The sequence below is a fragment of the Flavobacteriales bacterium genome (genome assembly GCA_016124845.1).
Lineage (GTDB): Bacteria > Bacteroidota > Bacteroidia > UBA10329 > UBA10329 > UBA10329.
Window position 1 is genome coordinate 22,459 of sequence record WGMW01000016.1, and the last position, 16,391, is coordinate 38,849.

7 protein-coding genes and 1 tRNA gene are annotated in these 16,391 nt (G+C 49.7%); all 8 read right to left on the reverse strand.

Going from position 1 to position 16,391, the window contains the following annotated elements:
• Window positions 1–8: 8 nt before the first annotated feature.
• On the reverse strand, window positions 9–1,811 hold the full coding sequence (locus GC178_08360; GenBank protein MBI1287580.1) for an efflux RND transporter periplasmic adaptor subunit: 1,803 nt from the start codon (window positions 1,809–1,811) through the stop codon (window positions 9–11).
• 6 nt (window positions 1,812–1,817) lie between these two features.
• Window positions 1,818–3,062, reverse strand: a complete 1,245-nt coding sequence (locus GC178_08365) for a TolC family protein (protein ID MBI1287581.1) — start codon at window positions 3,060–3,062, stop codon at window positions 1,818–1,820.
• Window positions 3,059–6,886 (reverse strand): cation transporter, encoded by a 3,828-nt coding sequence (locus GC178_08370; GenBank protein MBI1287582.1) that lies wholly within the window; start codon window positions 6,884–6,886, stop codon window positions 3,059–3,061. The genes GC178_08365 and GC178_08370 overlap by 4 nt, the downstream gene beginning before the upstream one ends.
• Before the next feature lie 138 nt (window positions 6,887–7,024).
• Window positions 7,025–7,405, reverse strand: coding sequence for a hypothetical protein (locus tag GC178_08375; protein MBI1287583.1), 381 nt, complete (start codon window positions 7,403–7,405; stop codon window positions 7,025–7,027).
• Between the two features lie 135 nt (window positions 7,406–7,540).
• Window positions 7,541–7,614 (reverse strand) — tRNA-Arg (locus GC178_08380).
• A 55-nt stretch (window positions 7,615–7,669) separates the two neighbouring features.
• Window positions 7,670–7,993 (reverse strand): DUF3467 domain-containing protein, encoded by a 324-nt coding sequence (locus GC178_08385; GenBank protein MBI1287584.1) that lies wholly within the window; start codon window positions 7,991–7,993, stop codon window positions 7,670–7,672.
• 130 nt (window positions 7,994–8,123) lie between these two features.
• Entirely contained in the window at window positions 8,124–12,413 is a 4,290-nt protein-coding gene (gene rpoC, locus GC178_08390) for a DNA-directed RNA polymerase subunit beta' (protein MBI1287585.1), read from the reverse strand.
• A gap of 76 nt (window positions 12,414–12,489) precedes the next feature.
• Window positions 12,490–16,293 (reverse strand): DNA-directed RNA polymerase subunit beta, encoded by a 3,804-nt coding sequence (gene rpoB / locus GC178_08395; protein MBI1287586.1) that lies wholly within the window; start codon window positions 16,291–16,293, stop codon window positions 12,490–12,492.
• Window positions 16,294–16,391: the final 98 nt, after the last annotated feature.

Sequence of the window (16,391 nt, forward strand, 5' to 3'; positions counted from 1 at the left end):
ACAATTGCTTACTGATAGGTTTCCTCTACGGAGCCGCACTTCAACATTTTGGCACCGAAGTAGGGGTTCCGTATCTGTTCTTCCGAACTGAACCAATACCCGCCTTTGTTGTCATTGACCATCGGGCAGAACTCGAGGAACATCGGATGCCCAGGCTCCATTTTCACTCCGAACTTGGAAACAGCATCCTTCAGCGTTTCGCTGATCCGACCGAACGCTGCCCGTTCATCTTCAATGTTCTGTGTGCCGTCAAGCAGTTTGAGGTCTTTGGTAACGGAATTCAGATCCTTCATCCAAGCGTTGTGCGCATCTCCCAAAAGAAGGCTCATGTCAACTGAAGCGATGGCCTTATTCAAGTTTCTGACCTCATTTTTCAGGTCGGCATCATCATCCGCCAGCTTGTCTTTCAATGGTAGATAGGCCATCAGCACCTTTCCAAGCTGTTGCTTGAACACTTCAGGAACCTTGGCCTTGTCAATCACCGCGTCTTTCTTCGCTTCAGGCATATCCATGCCTTCCATCTTCATACCGCCATGATGGTGTCCCGTGGATGTTTTTCCACCTGTTGGATTCATCATGCTTTTCTTGCCAGCCAGTTGCGCGGCCGCATCGATCTTGAACACCCCGTTCACCGCGATTTCCTCCCCTTCTTCCAACCCGTCTTTCACCACATAGAAATCGCCTGCGTCCTCACCAAGAATAATCTCACGGTAGATGAACGTGTTGTGTTCCCGATTCGGCACTTTCACATACACCACAGCCCGTTTGCCCGTCCAGAGAACGGCAGACTTTGGCACCAACAGCTCGGCCTTGGAAACATTGAGTTTGGAAGTGATGATACCGTTGGCAAACATATCGGGCTTCAGTACGGTTTTCGGATTGGAAAGCTCCACACGCACATAGGCAACGCGTGTTTGAGGGTCGATGAACGGGTCGATGAAAGTGACGTTTCCCTTGTAGGTGTGTCCAGGCACCGATGACACCTCAATATCAATGCGGTCTCCGACCTTGATCCACGGCAGGTCGCTTTCGTATGCTTCAAACAGCACCCAAACAGTGCTCAGATCCACAATTTGGAACAACTGCTGTCCTTCATGCACATGCTCACCTTCAATGGCGTTCAACTGCATTACATAACCAGAATAATCTGACAGTACATCGAAGTCCGTTTCTATTTCTTTGGTCCGTTCGAGTTCCGCGATCTGCTCATCGGTCAACTTCCATTGGCGCAGTTTATACCGCGCGGCATTCACAAACTCAGGGTTCGTGGCCTTGTCTTTCAATACCTCAAAAAGTTCCTTCTGTGCGGTGACCAGCTCAGGCGAATAGATGGACGCCAACCGCTGTCCTTTTTCCACTTTTTCCCCCGTAAAATTCACATACAACTTTTCGATACGCCCTGGAATATGGATCGTTTGCGAGAGTTTCAACCGTTCATCGGGTTTTACTTTTCCGAGCAGACGGATCTCCTTTACGGGATCTTCCTTCTTCACCGTCATGGTCTGTATCTCCGCCAGTTTCATGGCCGATTCAGACATCGGAACTTCATCAGGCAACACGTCTTCCTTGCTCTCCAAATTCTTCAATGGAATGAGGTCCATTCCACAGATCGGACACTTACCTGGTCCGTCCTGTCTTATCTGCGGATGCATGGAGCACGTCCATATCTGATGCTCTGGTTGATTGACTTCTTGATTTGCCGATGTGTCGGTTTCTTGATGAGATGACGGGATGATGAATTTGCCGATGAGAATTCCCACCACCAAAACCAAGATCAAGCGCAACCAATTGTTTTTCAATAGCTCTTTCATGTTCCGTTACTTTCCAGTTAAGTATTCAATAAATGCCGTGGCCGAATTCTTATCCGTCCTCGCCTTGTCCAGTTCCAATGCGTACTTCAGTACTTTCCGTTCCATCCGAAGCACTTCCTCAAAGCTTCTCCCATCATTCGAATAATCGGTGATGAGGATGTTGAGCGACTTCTTCGCCAATTTGAGCTGTGAGCGATAAAGCGTCAGCCGCCTGTCCGCATCGCTGTAATCACGGAATGCCGCTTCGAACAGGGATGAAAGCTGGTTCTCCTTTTCCTGCCGTTCAAACTGGGCAGCCTCCATGTTCAATGATGCCTCTTTCACCATGGCGTTATACTTCTTCCTGTAAAGCGGAATGGTGATGCCCACGTTCGGGAACATGAGGATGTCGCGGCCGTTCTCGCTACTGTTCAACGCAGGATTGCTGCTCTTACCGACCATCGTGTAATCCACGCCCACAGAAAACGAAGGAAGCCCCATGCGCTTGGCCGCTGTCTGCTGTTTTTCCCACGTCATGATGCGATGCTCCAATTGCTTGAGCTGATGGTTCTGCACCTTGATGCTGTCCAGCACAGATTGCTTGCTAATGGTCAGCGGGTCATCCCAAAGGGTGTCGGGGATGAGAATAGTGGCGTCATCGGCCACATCAAGCAGATTATTGAACTTGACCTCCAGCACCCGCTTGTTGTCGTGCAGCAGCGCAAGTTGATTTTCAAGATCTGCCAATTCCATGCTCACCCGCATCTCATCAACGGCAGAACCCGTTCCCGCTTCAAAGCGGATAAGCGCCAACCGATTGAGCGTACCGATTATGTCAATATTCTCCTTGGTGATGTCGATGGCCTTCTGCACCAGATAGATGTCATAGTAAGCGGAACTCACATCGTAGTACAACCCCGAACGCGCCTCCTCAAACTGCTCGTAGCGTTGCTTGGCAGCTTCGGTGGCCACATCTTTCTTGGCTCCCAGCGTTCCGAACCACGGGAACATCTGCTTGGCCGAAAACTTGGCCAGTTGCGGCCCGACCCGCGTTTCCACAGGCAGAATGAAATACCCGAACGCGATGCTCGGATCGGGCAAGCCACCAACCTGAGGTACTTTTTCCAATGCCGCCAGATATTCATTGAACTTGGCCTTCAGGCCAGGATTGTTCTTAGCGGCCGTCACCAGATAGCTGTCCAATTCTTGCTGTGCGAAGACGGAACAACCCAAAAGCAACAGCGGCACTATGGATGATATGATACGTTTCATGACGTTGCTTTTTTATCTGTTCGTTTCACGATACGTTCCTGCCACATACTGTATAGCACAGGCACAATGAACATGGTCATCACCTGTATAAGCATGCCCCCGAAAAGCGGAATGGACATCGGTCCCATGATGTCGGAACCCTTGCCTTGCGAGGTGAGTACGGGGATGAGCGCAATGATGGCCGTAGCTGCGGTGAGCATGGCTGGCCGAACACGCTTGGAAGCGGCATCAAGCACATCTTTCCTCACTGCCGCAAGATCCTTTGGTGGGAACTTCTCGAACTGCTGTTTGAGGTAGGTTCCCATAATGACCCCATCATCCGTGGCAACTCCGAACAGCGCAATGAACCCGACCCAAACGGCCACACTCAAATTGACCGTATGTACTTGGAACAGTTCGCGCATGTCAATGCCCGCCACATGGAAATGAAGGAACCATCCCTGACCGTAGCACCACAGCATGATGAACCCGCCCGACAGCGCCACAAACAGTCCGCTGAAAACCATACTTGTCATCGTTACCGAACGGAACTGGAAATAAAGAATGAGAAAGATGATGAGCAGCGAGATGGGCATTACCACCATCAATCGGTTGGTGGCGCGCAGTTGGTTCTCATAGTTGCCCGTAAAGTGATAGCTGACACCTGACGGAAGCACCAACTCTCCCGATTTCAGCTTGGCATCGATTACGTTCTGGGCATCTTCCACCACATCCACCTCCGCGTTCCCGTCCTTCATGTCAAAGATCACATAGCCGACAAGGAACGTGTCCTCACTCTTTATCGCCTGCGGCCCGCGAACGTAATTGATGGACGCCAGTTCCTCCAGCGGAACCTGTACACCTGCCGGAGTTGGGATGAGCACATTCTTCAGATCATCCGGGTTATCTCGGAACTCACGCGCATACCGCACACGCACCGGAAAACGCTCCCGCCCTTCAACCGTGGTCGTCAGTTTCATACCACCGATGGCCACGCTGATGGTCTTTTGCATGTCCTCAATGGTGAGGCCGTAACGCGCAATGGCCTTGCGGTCAATATCGATCTCCAGATATGGCTTGCCCACCACGCGGTCGGCAAACACGGCCGATGCTTCCACCGTTGGCACTTGCTTCAACACATTCTCCAGTTCGTAACCCGCCTTTTCAATGCTTTCGAGGTCGGGGCCGAACACCTTGATGCCCATCGGGGCGCGCATGCCCGTTTGCAGCATCACCAGCCGCGTCTGTATCGGTTGCAGTTTGGGAGCCGAGGTCAGACCGGGAATCTCTGCGTTCTTCAATATCTCATTCCAGATATCGTCTGGCGAATGGATGTGTTCCCGCCATTGGCGGAAATACTCTCCGTCCTTGTCTTCAATAAGTTCCGCGTTCTCAATTACTCGGAACGCATCCTCACCGTATTTATACGTAGTGCTGTCTTTCAGAATGAACGCCCCATCCTCATTCACTTTGAACCGCATGCGTTCGCCATCCTCGTTCAATTTGAACTCAGGTACATAATTGATCAGGTTCTCATACATGGAGACCGGAGCCGGGTCGAGGGCGGAATTCACCCGTCCCCATTTGCCAACGGTCACATCCACTTCGGGAATCGCATTCAGATTGCGGTCCACCTTTCGGATCACATCCAAATTCTCGGCAATACCCGAATGCGGCATGGTCGTGGGCATCAGCAGGAACGAGCCTTCATCCAAGGAAGGCATGAACTCCTTGCCCAATCCAGGAAAGGTGGTTTGCATGCTTTGCCAACCCGAGGTTGAACGGATGTCCCAACCAAGCTTATCGACACCCTTGGCAATCGGCCCGAAAACCGTATCGAACCCGAGCCAACTGTTCGCTCCAAACACGATGACCACAATCGGAAGGGCGAGGAACTTCCATTTGTTGGCGAGGCACCAGATCAGTATCGGTCGGTAAAAATGAATGACCGAAAGCAGCAGCCCAAGAATGACCCCATTCACAACAAGCACAAAAAGCATGTTGGAGAAGAAACTGTTCTGCGCGCCCAATGGCATCCATTGCACCGCAATGAAGTAACCGACAACAAGCACCGAAAGCACCACATCGATCACATTCACGTACTTCCGTTTGTCTTCGGGCCAAAGCGGTTCCAACAGGTTATTGATACCGAACAGCACCAAGGCCAACGCCAGCCATTTTCCGAAGACCACCGCCAGCAACAGACCGACCACGATCAGCGAGATGTTCCAGACCTTACCCACGCGCCCCTTGTCCAATCGCAAACCGAAAACGATATGCGCAAACATGGGAATGAAGATGAGTCCGATGACCAAAGCAGCGAGCATCGCAAAGGTCTTGGTGTAGGCCAGCGGAGTGAAGAGTTTTCCCTCGGCCGCCTGCATGGCGAACACAGGCAGAAAACTGACGATGGTGGTCATCAAAGCGGTAATGACGGCCGTGGCCACCTCCGCAGCACCTTCATAAATAACCTCCAGCAATTCTTTTCCTCGCTTACCCTCATTCTCAGGCATTTCCTTGTGCCGGACGATATTCTCCGTGAAGACGATACCCACATCCACCATCACCCCGATGGCAATGGCAATACCCGAAAGCGCCACGATATTCGCATCGATACCGAACTGCTTCATCATAATAAACGCCATCAGCACCCCGATGGGCAACAGGCTGGCAATGAGCAGAGAGGCCCGCAGGTTCATCACCATCACGATGATCACCAGCAACGCGATCAGCATTTCCAAGGTCAGCGCATCCTCCAGCGTGCCGAGCGTTTCCTTTATCAGTCCCGTGCGGTCGTAAAACGGAACGATGGTCACTTTAGAGGTGGTGCCATTCGCCAACTTCTTGCTCGGCAGACCCGGTTCAATTTCCTTGATCTTCTCCTTCAGGTTATTGATCACCTGCAGCGGATTGGCACCATAGCGCGCCACCACAACGGCACCTACAGCTTCCGAACCGCCCTTGTCCAACCCACCTCTGCGTGTGGCCGGACCGAAATTGACCTTCGCCACATCCTTGATCTTAATGGGCACATTATCCTTCGAGATGATGACGCTCTCCTCCAGATCCTGAAGGTTTTCGATGTAGCCCAATCCTCGTATCAGATACTCCACACGGTTGAACTCGATCGTCCGCGCACCGATATCGAGGTTGCTCTTCTTCACCGCGTTCATGATCTGCGCCACCGTTACGTGGTGGGCCTTCATGGCATTCGGATCGATATCCACCTGATACTCCTTCACAAAGCCACCGATGGAGGCCACTTCCGAAACGCCATCCACCGCGGTAAGCGCATAGCCCACCTGAAAATCCTGAATGGTCCGCAACTCCTGCGGGTCCCAACCTCCTGTGGGGTTGCCGTTCTCATCCCGCCCTTCAAGCGTGTACCAGTAGATCTGTCCCAAGGCCGTGGCATCTGGCCCCAGCGCAGGCGAAACACCATCGGGCAGTGTTCCATCTGGCAACGAACTCAACTTCTCCAGCACCCGCGAGCGGCTCCAATAGAACTCCACATCATCATTGAAAATGATATAGATGCTCGAAAGCCCGAAAATGGAATTGCTGCGGATGGTCTTCACCCCCGGAATTCCGAGCAGGGATGTGGTCAGCGGATACGTGATCTGATCCTCCACATCCTGTGGCGACATGCCCGGCCATTCCGTATAGACGATCTGCTGGTTCTCACCGATGTCCGGAATCGCATCCACAGGCACCGGGTCGCGCGGAAACCAAGTGCTCTTCCAATTGAAAGGCGCATTGGCCACGCCCCATGCCACAAGCGCGCACAGCAGCAGAAGCGTTACAAGTTTGTTCTCAAGAAAGAACCGTATGAATTTATTAAGCATTTTACCCCTCTTTGTCTCCCCCAAGGAGAGAATTCGCTATGATGAATAGAGTTGGTGAGACGCAACGTCTCTTGCATCTGCAACTATCGCATGCAGACGCGCCAAAGCCTCTCCGCCTTAGGCGGATTGGAGGGGTTTCTAAATAAGAAAGGATTGAATGAGAACAGGGATGTCCCTGTCAGGTATAGGTGGCCTGTAATGCAGATAGGATGCATGGTCGGCTACATACAAAAGGTCAAAGGATGGATGACCGATAAGGATTGAAATAAGCGTGGCAACCTCAAGGCTCACCGTATGTACAGGAGCAACCGAAAAATCCTCATCGAACTGATAGACCTTCTGCTCGTGCTTGCAGCAGCCCATTTCCATGGCCTCGTCTTCATCGCAGTTTCCACAGGTGGCCATCACATACAGTTTCATGCCCGAAAGCCGACCACGGCAATAATGCTTGTTCACCGTCACACCGAACGTGGACAGCAACAGCACCACCGACATCAATATGGAAACTACCCTGCTCATTTTGCAACGCTAAGGTAAAAAATGCTTTTTCAAATGAACATGAGAACCGTCTGGATGAGAACGACAAATTGCTTCACCCAAAAAGAAAAGTCCTTGACATTCAATTGAACATCAAGGACCTCACAAACCTAAATGTGACCCCGGAGAGATTCGAACTCCCAACCCTCAGAGCCGAAATCTGATATTCTATCCAGTTGAACTACGGAGCCAAATAGGGCTGCAAATGTAACTTTCTGCCGCGAAAGATGAACGCGCTTTGGCGGTTTATGCCTGCGCTGTAGGACCTCCGAAATTCATCGGTAGCGGTGGCGGACCATCGGTATGCTTGATGGTGCCATGCTCCGATTCGTACTTGGCCACATTGTCCTGCAATGCTTTCATAAAGCGCTTGGCGTGTTCCGGTGTAAGCACTACACGCGATTTCACTTTTGCTTTGGGAACTCCCGGCATCACTTTAATGAAATCGACCACGAACTCTGCTGTGGAATGCGTGATGATGGCCAAGTTGGAGTAAACGCCATCGGCCACTTCCTCACTCAATTCTATACTCAGTTGTCCCTGTTGGGGCTGTTGATTATCGTCTGCCATTTTTTAGCTGTTAGCTGCTGGCCGTTGGCCATTAGCGGTTTATGTATCGATCAACGAATGAACAAAAAAGAAAGCCATTAGCAATAACCTGTCGGCTAACTGCTAATGGCTTTCTTCAAAATAGCTATGCTTACGCTTCGGCCTCTTCTTCCTTAGCTGCCATAAGCGCTTCGTACTCTTCTTTGGAACCGACAACCAGTTTGTCGTACTCACGAAGACCTGTACCTGCTGGGATAAGGTGACCAACGATCACGTTCTCTTTCAAGCCGTGAAGTTCATCCATCTTACCGCTTACAGCTGCTTCGTTCAACACTTTGGTCGTTTCCTGGAACGATGCCGCAGAGATGAAGCTGTCCGTCTGAAGCGATGCTCTGGTGATACCCTGAAGCATTGGCTCTGAAGTGGCCGGGATCGCCTCACGGGCAACAACAGGCTTCAAGTCCTTACGCTTCAGTACCGAGTTCTCATCGCGAAGCTTACGGGCAGTAATGATCTGACCAGACTTCAATGATTCCGAATCACCTGGATCTTCCACATACATCTTACCGAAGATCCAATCGTTCTCCTCACGGAATTCGTAACGGTTGGCCAATTCTTTCTCCAAGAATCTTGTATCACCTGGATCGAGGATGTTCACTTTACGCATCATCTGACGCACGATAACTTCGAAGTGCTTATCATTGATCTTCACACCCTGAAGTCGGTAAACTTCCTGAATCTCGTTCACCAAGTACTCCTGAACGGCCGTTGGTCCTTTGATCAACAGGATGTCAGATGGCGTGATGGCACCTTCAGAAAGTGGCTGTCCCGCACGAACGAAGTCGTTCTCCTGAACCAGAATGTGCTTAGAAAGCGACACAAGGTACTTCTTCACATCACCCGTTCTGGTTTCGATGATGATCTCGCGGTTACCTCGCTTGATCTTACCGAATGAAGCCACACCGTCAACCTCAGATACAACCGCTGGGTTTGATGGGTTACGAGCCTCGAACAACTCGGTAACACGTGGAAGACCACCCGTAATATCACCGGACTTACCAGAAACACGCGGAATCTTCACAAGCGTTTCACCTGCTTTCACTTCCTGACCGTCTTGAACCGCAATGTGCGCACCTACCGGTGTGTTGTAGTTCTTGATCTCCTTGGTCTTACCACCAGACACAACGTGAATGGCCGGGATCATCTTCTTGTCCTTGGTGTCGATGACCACCATTTCGTTGAAACCTGTCTGTTCGTCAGATTCCACGCGGTAAGTGATACCATCGGCAAGGTTTTCGAACATGACCTTACCATCAACCTCAGACACGATGACCGCGTTGAATGGATCCCAATCGCAGATCAGTTCATCCTTCTTCACTTTCGCGCCATCCTTGATGTACAGTTTAGAACCGTAAGGAATGTTGTGTGTGGCTACAAGAACACCTGTGCTCTTGTTCACCAAACGAAGCTCCGCTGAACGTCCGATAACCACTTCGTAGTCACCTTCAGAACTCTTAACGGTTCTCAGTTCGTCAAATTCAGCAGTAGCCTCAGACTTGGCACGGATCTGTGATTCAGATGCAATGTGCGAAGCAACACCACCCACGTGGAACGTACGAAGCGTCAACTGTGTACCGGGCTCACCGATCGATTGTGCAGCGATTACACCAACAGCCGAACCTTTCTTGATCTCACGACCACTTGAAAGGTCACGTCCGTAGCACTTGGCGCAGCATCCACGCTTGGTTTCACATGTCAGTACCGAACGGATCTCAACTGAATCGATTCCAGCGGCCTCAATGGCTTTGCCTTCATCTTCGTTGATCAGCTCGCCAGAAGCAACGATCACCTCACCCGTTTCTGGGTTCAACACATCGTGCAGCGAAGTTCTTCCAATGATTCGATCGTAAAGCGATTCGATAATATCCTCGTTTTTCTTCAACGCAGTTGCAACAAGACCACGGAGTGTTCCACAGTCGTCTTCGTTGATGACCACGTCCTGCGCAACGTCAACAAGACGTCTTGTAAGGTAACCCGCGTCAGCCGTTTTCAAGGCCGTATCCGCAAGACCCTTACGGGCACCGTGCGTAGAGATGAAGTACTCAAGGATCGAAAGTCCTTCCTTAAAGTTTGAAAGGATCGGGTTCTCGATAATTTCCTGCGTGGTAGCACCAGATTTCTGTGGCTTGGCCATCAGACCTCGCATACCAGAAAGCTGACGGATCTGCTCCTTAGAACCCCTCGCACCAGAATCAAGCATCATGTAAACAGAGTTGAAGCCTTGCTTATCCTCTGCCATCTGCTTCATCAAGGTCTGCGTCAAACGAGAGTTGGTGTGCGTCCAGATGTCGATGATCTGGTTGTAACGCTCGTTATTGGTGATGAATCCCATGTTGAAGTTCGCCATCACCTCATCTACTTGCGCCTGCGCCTTATCAATCATCTCTTCCTTAGCAGCAGGAATAAGCACATCTCCCAAGTTGAACGAAAGTCCACCACGGAATGCGCTCATGAAACCAAGACCTTTGATCCTGTCGAGGAATCGCGCTGACTCGGCCATACCTACACGGTAGATGATGTCACCAATAATATCGCGAAGTGCCTTTTTGGTCAATACTTCGTTGATATAAGCAATGCCTTTAGGAACAACCTGATTGAAAAGTACACGACCTACCGTTGTCTCGATCACAGATGGTTTCTCTCCCTCAATATGAGATGGAACACGCACCTTGATGATCGCATGCAGATCGACTTTCTTCTCATTGTGAGCAATGATCACTTCTTCCGCAGAGTAGAAGGTCATTCCTTCACCTTTCACTTTCTCATCAGCTGTGCTGCGCTTCTCTTTGGTCATGTAGTACAGACCAAGAACCATGTCCTGCGATGGTACGGCAATAGGCGCACCGTTCGCTGGGTTCAAAATGTTGTGCGAAGCAAGCATCAACAGCTGCGCTTCCAAAATGGCCGCGTTGCCCAATGGCAAGTGAACCGCCATCTGGTCACCGTCAAAGTCAGCGTTAAAGGCCGTACAGACCAATGGGTGAAGCTGAATCGCCTTCCCTTCGATCAATCTTGGCTGGAACGCTTGGATACCCAAACGGTGTAGCGTTGGAGCACGGTTTAGGAGAACTGGGTGGTTTGTCAACACATTCTCCAAGATGTCCCAAACAACAGCGTCTTTCTTATCAACCAATTTCTTGGCAGACTTCACGGTCTTCACAATACCTCGCTCAATCATCTTACGGATGATGAACGGCTTGTAAAGCTCCGCAGCCATTCCTTTTGGAAGACCACACTGATGCATTTCCAATTCTGGACCTACAACAATTACCGAACGTGCAGAATAGTCAACACGCTTACCGAGAAGGTTCTGACGGAAACGTCCTTGCTTTCCTTTCAACGAGTCTGAAAGTGACTTCAGCGCTCGGTTCGATTCGGTCTTGACAGCCGAAGATTTTCTTGAGTTATCGAACAGCGAATCAACAGATTCCTGAAGCATACGCTTCTCGTTACGCAAGATCACCTCTGGAGCTTTGATCTCGATCAGACGCTTCAGACGGTTGTTACGGATGATCACCCTTCTGTAAAGGTCATTCAGATCCGATGTTGCGAAACGACCACCATCCAACGGTACCAACGGACGAAGGTCTGGTGGAATTACTGGGATCACCTTCACAACCATCCATTCTGGGCGGTTTTCGATGTTTGCCTGCGCTCCACGGAAAGCCTCAACTACTTGAAGTCTCTTAAGCGCTTCGTTCTTACGTTGCTGGCTTGTTTCCGTATTTGCCTTGTGGCGAAGTTCAAATGAAAGCTCATCCAACTTCAAGCCCATCAGCAAAGACTCCAATGCCTCGGCACCCATCTTCGCAACGAACTTGTTCGGATCGCTGTCATCCAAGTACTGGTTTTCCTTTGGAAGTCTTTCCAACGCGTCCAAATACTCATCTTCCGTAAGGAAATCCATGTAATTCAATGGTTCTCCTTCGTTGTTTACGGCATCACCTGGATTGATTACCACGTAACGCTCGTAATAGATGATCATGTCCAACTTCTTGGTTGGAAGACCAAGCAGGTAACCGATCTTGTTCGGCAACGAACGGAAGTACCAGATGTGTGCTACAGGAACAACCAATTGGATGTGTCCCATTCGCTCACGTCTTACCTTCTTCTCAGTTACTTCAACACCACAACGGTCGCAAATGATTCCCTTGTAACGGATTCGCTTATACTTTCCGCAATGACATTCGTAATCCTTTACAGGTCCGAAAATCCTTTCGCAGAAAAGTCCATCACGCTCAGGCTTATAGGTCCTGTAGTTGATGGTTTCAGGCTTCAACACCTCACCTCTCGAAGCTTCCAATATCTTCTCTGGTGAAGTAAGGCTGATGATAACCTTCTTAAAATTGCTTTTGATCTTATTCTCTCTTTTGAGGGCCATTTGAGAACTTTTAACTTTTAATATTCTGTTGAGTTAAAATTCCCCTCCCGAGCGTGGCTCGGGAGGAAAACCGTTATCAGTCAAGTGTTACATTCAGACACAGACCGCGTAGTTCGTGCATCAATACGTTGAAGGATTCTGGGATGCCAGGAGTTGGCATCGGATCTCCTTTAACAATGGCTTCGTAAGCCTTGGCACGACCCACAACGTCATCCGACTTGATGGTAAGCATTTCCTGAAGGATGTTGGCAGCACCGAAACCTTCGAGTGCCCAAACCTCCATCTCTCCCAAACGCTGACCACCGAACTGCGCCTTACCACCAAGCGGCTGCTGAGTGATGAGTGAGTATGGTCCGATTGAACGTGCGTGCATCTTATCGTCAACCATGTGGCCAAGCTTCAGCATGTAAATGATACCTACTGTTGCCGGCTGGTCGAAACGCTCACCAGTTCCGCCATCATACAGATAAGCTCTACCCAACGATGGAACACCTGCTTCAGCAATTTCGGCTTCGATCTCATCCAAAGTAGCACCATCGAAAATCGGTGTTGCGTACTTACGTCCGAGTTTTTCACCTGCCCAAGCAAGAATGGTTTCGTAGATCTGTCCGAGGTTCATCCTTGATGGTACACCCAATGGATTCAATACGATATCTACTGGAGTTCCGTCTTCAAGGAATGGCATGTCCTCCTCACGAACGATACGGGCAACAATACCCTTGTTTCCGTGACGACCTGCCATCTTATCACCCACTTTCAGCTTACGCTTCTTAGCGATGAATACCTTGGCCAACTGAACGATTCCTGTTGGAAGCTCATCACCGATAGACACGGCAAACTTCTTACGCTTAGATGCTCCAAGAACGTCATTCGCCTTGATGGTGAAGTTGTGAAGCAACTCCTTGATAAGGTCATTCTTGTCCTCATCAGTTGTCCATCCAGCTGGGTTGATGTTGTCGTAGTCAATAGACGAAAGCGCCTTCTGTGTGAACTTGGTTCCTTTCGGAATCAATACTTCACGCAAGTTGTTCTCCACGCCTTGAGACGTCTTACCGTTCACAAGAACGAAAAGCTTGTCAACAAGCACGTTTTTCAACTCCGCAAGGTTCTTTTCGTATTCTTCATCCAAACGGGCAAGCACCTTCTTCTCTTCAGCCTTGGTTTTCTTGTCCTTGATGTTTCGAGAGAACAGCTTCTTATCGAGAACAACACCATTCAATGATGGAGGTGCTTTCAATGAAGCATCTTTCACATCACCTGCCTTATCACCGAAGATCGCTCTCAAGAGTTTCTCTTCTGGAGAAGGATCGGTCTCTCCTTTCGGAGTGATCTTACCAATAAGAATGTCACCAGGACCAACCTCAGCACCGATACGGATGAGACCGTTCTCGTCAAGGTCTTTCGTTGCTTCCTCACTCACGTTCGGAATATCAGCGGTCAATTCCTCCAGACCACGCTTGGTATCGCGAACCTCCAAAGAGTACTCATCGATATGGATCGAAGTGAAGATGTCTTCTTTGGCAACGCGCTCAGAGATTACGATCGCATCCTCGAAGTTGTAACCTTTCCAAGGCATGAACGCCACTTTCAGGTTACGTCCGATCGCCAATTCGCCATCTTCCGTACCGAAGCCTTCGCAAAGCACCTGACCTTCCTTCACTTTCTCGCCCTTGCGAACGATCGGTTTCAGGTTCATAGTAGTACTCTGGTTGGTCTTCTGGAACTTCACCAAGTTGTACGTCTTCAGGTCATCCTCAAAACTTACCAGTTTCTCAAGATCGTTGCGCTCGTAACGGATCTGGATCTTGTTCGCATCAACGTACTCAACAACTCCATCCTTCTCAGCATTGATCAACACGCGAGAGTCGCGCGCAACCAATGGCTCCAGGCCTGTTCCCACAATTGGAGCCTCAGCTCTCAACAATGGAACTGCCTGACGCATCATGTTCGAGCCCATCAACGCACGGTTCGCATCATCATGCTCCAAGAATGGAATCAATGATGCAGCAATAGATGCGATCTGGTTAGGAGCAACGTCCATCAAGTTCAAGTTGCTTGGGTTTTCCACAGGGAAATCACCTTCCAAACGCGCCTTGATACGATCGCTCTCAAATTCTCCTTTCTCATTTACAGGAGCGTTTGCCTGCGCAATTACGTTCTGCTCTTCGTCCTCAGCACTCAAGTAAACAACATCGTCTTTCAGGCTCACCTTACCATCTTGTACCTTACGGTATGGTGTTTCGATGAATCCAAGCTTGTTCACCTTCGCGTAAACGCAAAGAGATGAGATAAGACCGATGTTCGGTCCTTCTGGTGTTTCAATGGTACAAAGACGTCCGTAGTGCGTGTAGTGAACGTCACGAACCTCGAAACCAGCTCTTTCACGAGAAAGGCCACCAGGCCCGAGTGCCGACATTCTACGCTTGTGAGTTACCTCAGAAAGTGGATTCGTCTGATCCATGAACTGAGATAGCTGGTTGGTTCCGAAGAATGAGTTGATAACAGAAGAAAGGGTCTTCGCGTTGATCAGATCGATCGGTGTGAAAACCTCGTTATCACGAACGTTCATACGCTCACGGATGGTTCTTGCCATACGTGCAAGACCAACTCCGAACTGTGCATACAACTGCTCACCAACGGTACGTACACGTCTGTTGCTCAAGTGGTCAATATCATCCACATCGGTCTTCGAATTGATCAGCTCGATCAAATGCTTGATGATGGAAATGATATCCTGCTTGGTCAGAACCTTCTCGGTTTCTGGTATGTCAAGACCAAGTTTTTTGTTGATACGGAAACGACCTACTTCTCCAAGATCATAACGCTTGTCAGAGAAGAACAGCTTGTCGATGATACCACGCGCTGTTTCCTCATCTGGTGGTTCTGCATTACGCAGCTGACGGTAGATGTGCTCCACCGCTTCTTTCTCGGAGTTCGAAGTATCCTTGGCAAGTGTGTTGTAAATGATGGCGAAATCTGCCGCATTCACTTCCTCGCGGTGAAGAATGATGCTCTTCACGCCTGCCTCGAGGATAAGGTCGATGTGTTCTTTTTCAATGATGGTCTCACGATCAAGGATCACCTCATTTCGTTCGATGGATACAACCTCTCCAGTATCCTCATCTACGAAATCCTCAACCCATGAACGGAGAACCCTTGCGGCCAGCTTGCGGCCTTTTACCCTTGCCAATCCGGCCTTGCTCACTTTTACTTCATCAGCAAGCCCAAAGATCTCAAGGATGTCTTTATCGCTCTCGTAACCGATCGCTCTCAATAGCGTGGTAACAGGAAGCTTTTTCTTACGGTCGATATACGCATACATCGCACCGTGAATGTCTGTTGCAAACTCTATCCAAGAACCTTTGAACGGAATGACACGCGCAGAGTACAATTTGGTACCGTTTGCGTGGTAGCTCTGTCCGAAGAACACACCTGGAGAACGGTGAAGCTGCGATACGATCACACGCTCGGCACCGTTTACCACAAATGAACCTTTCGGTGTCATGTATGGGATGGTTCCCAAATACACATCCTGAACAATGGTCTCAAAGTCCTCGTGTTCGGGATCTGTACAGTAAAGTTTCAGTTTGGCTTTTAGAGGAACGCTGTACGTCAGTCCTCTTTCAATGCACTCTTCTATCGAGTAGCGTGGTGGGTCTATAAAGTAATCCAAGAACTCCAACACGAAGTTGTTGCGTGTATCAGTGATCGGGAAGTTCTCCGCAAACACCTTGAACAGACCTTCGTTGTGTCGGTTCTCTGGAGTTGTCTCCAGCTGGAAAAAATCTTTAAAAGACTTGAGCTGTATCTCTAAGAAGTCAGGATAATCTACCTGGTTTTTTGTGGAAGCGAAATTCTTTCGTCCGGATTTTGTGTTCAGCGCCAAGGTCTTGAATTTAGAGGTTTGTGAAATGTGTTATCTGTAAACAGGAATAGGCCGAGGCCAAACCGCGCTTTTACGCGGCTGGCCTCAACCTG

What these genes read in the sequence shown, in the direction of transcription:
- GC178_08360 (MBI1287580.1), bottom strand. Translation starts at nt 1,811, where the DNA reads ATGAAAGAGCTATTGAAAAACAATTGGTTGCGCTTGATCTTGGTTTTG.
- GC178_08365 (MBI1287581.1), bottom strand. Translation starts at nt 3,062, where the DNA reads ATGAAACGTATCATATCATCCATAGTGCCGCTGTTGCTTTTGGGTTGT.
- GC178_08370 (MBI1287582.1), bottom strand. Translation starts at nt 6,886, where the DNA reads ATGCTTAATAAATTCATACGGTTCTTTCTTGAGAACAAACTTGTAACG.
- GC178_08375 (MBI1287583.1), bottom strand. Translation starts at nt 7,405, where the DNA reads ATGAGCAGGGTAGTTTCCATATTGATGTCGGTGGTGCTGTTGCTGTCC.
- GC178_08385 (MBI1287584.1), bottom strand. Translation starts at nt 7,993, where the DNA reads ATGGCAGACGATAATCAACAGCCCCAACAGGGACAACTGAGTATAGAA.
- rpoC (MBI1287585.1), bottom strand. Translation starts at nt 12,413, where the DNA reads ATGGCCCTCAAAAGAGAGAATAAGATCAAAAGCAATTTTAAGAAGGTT.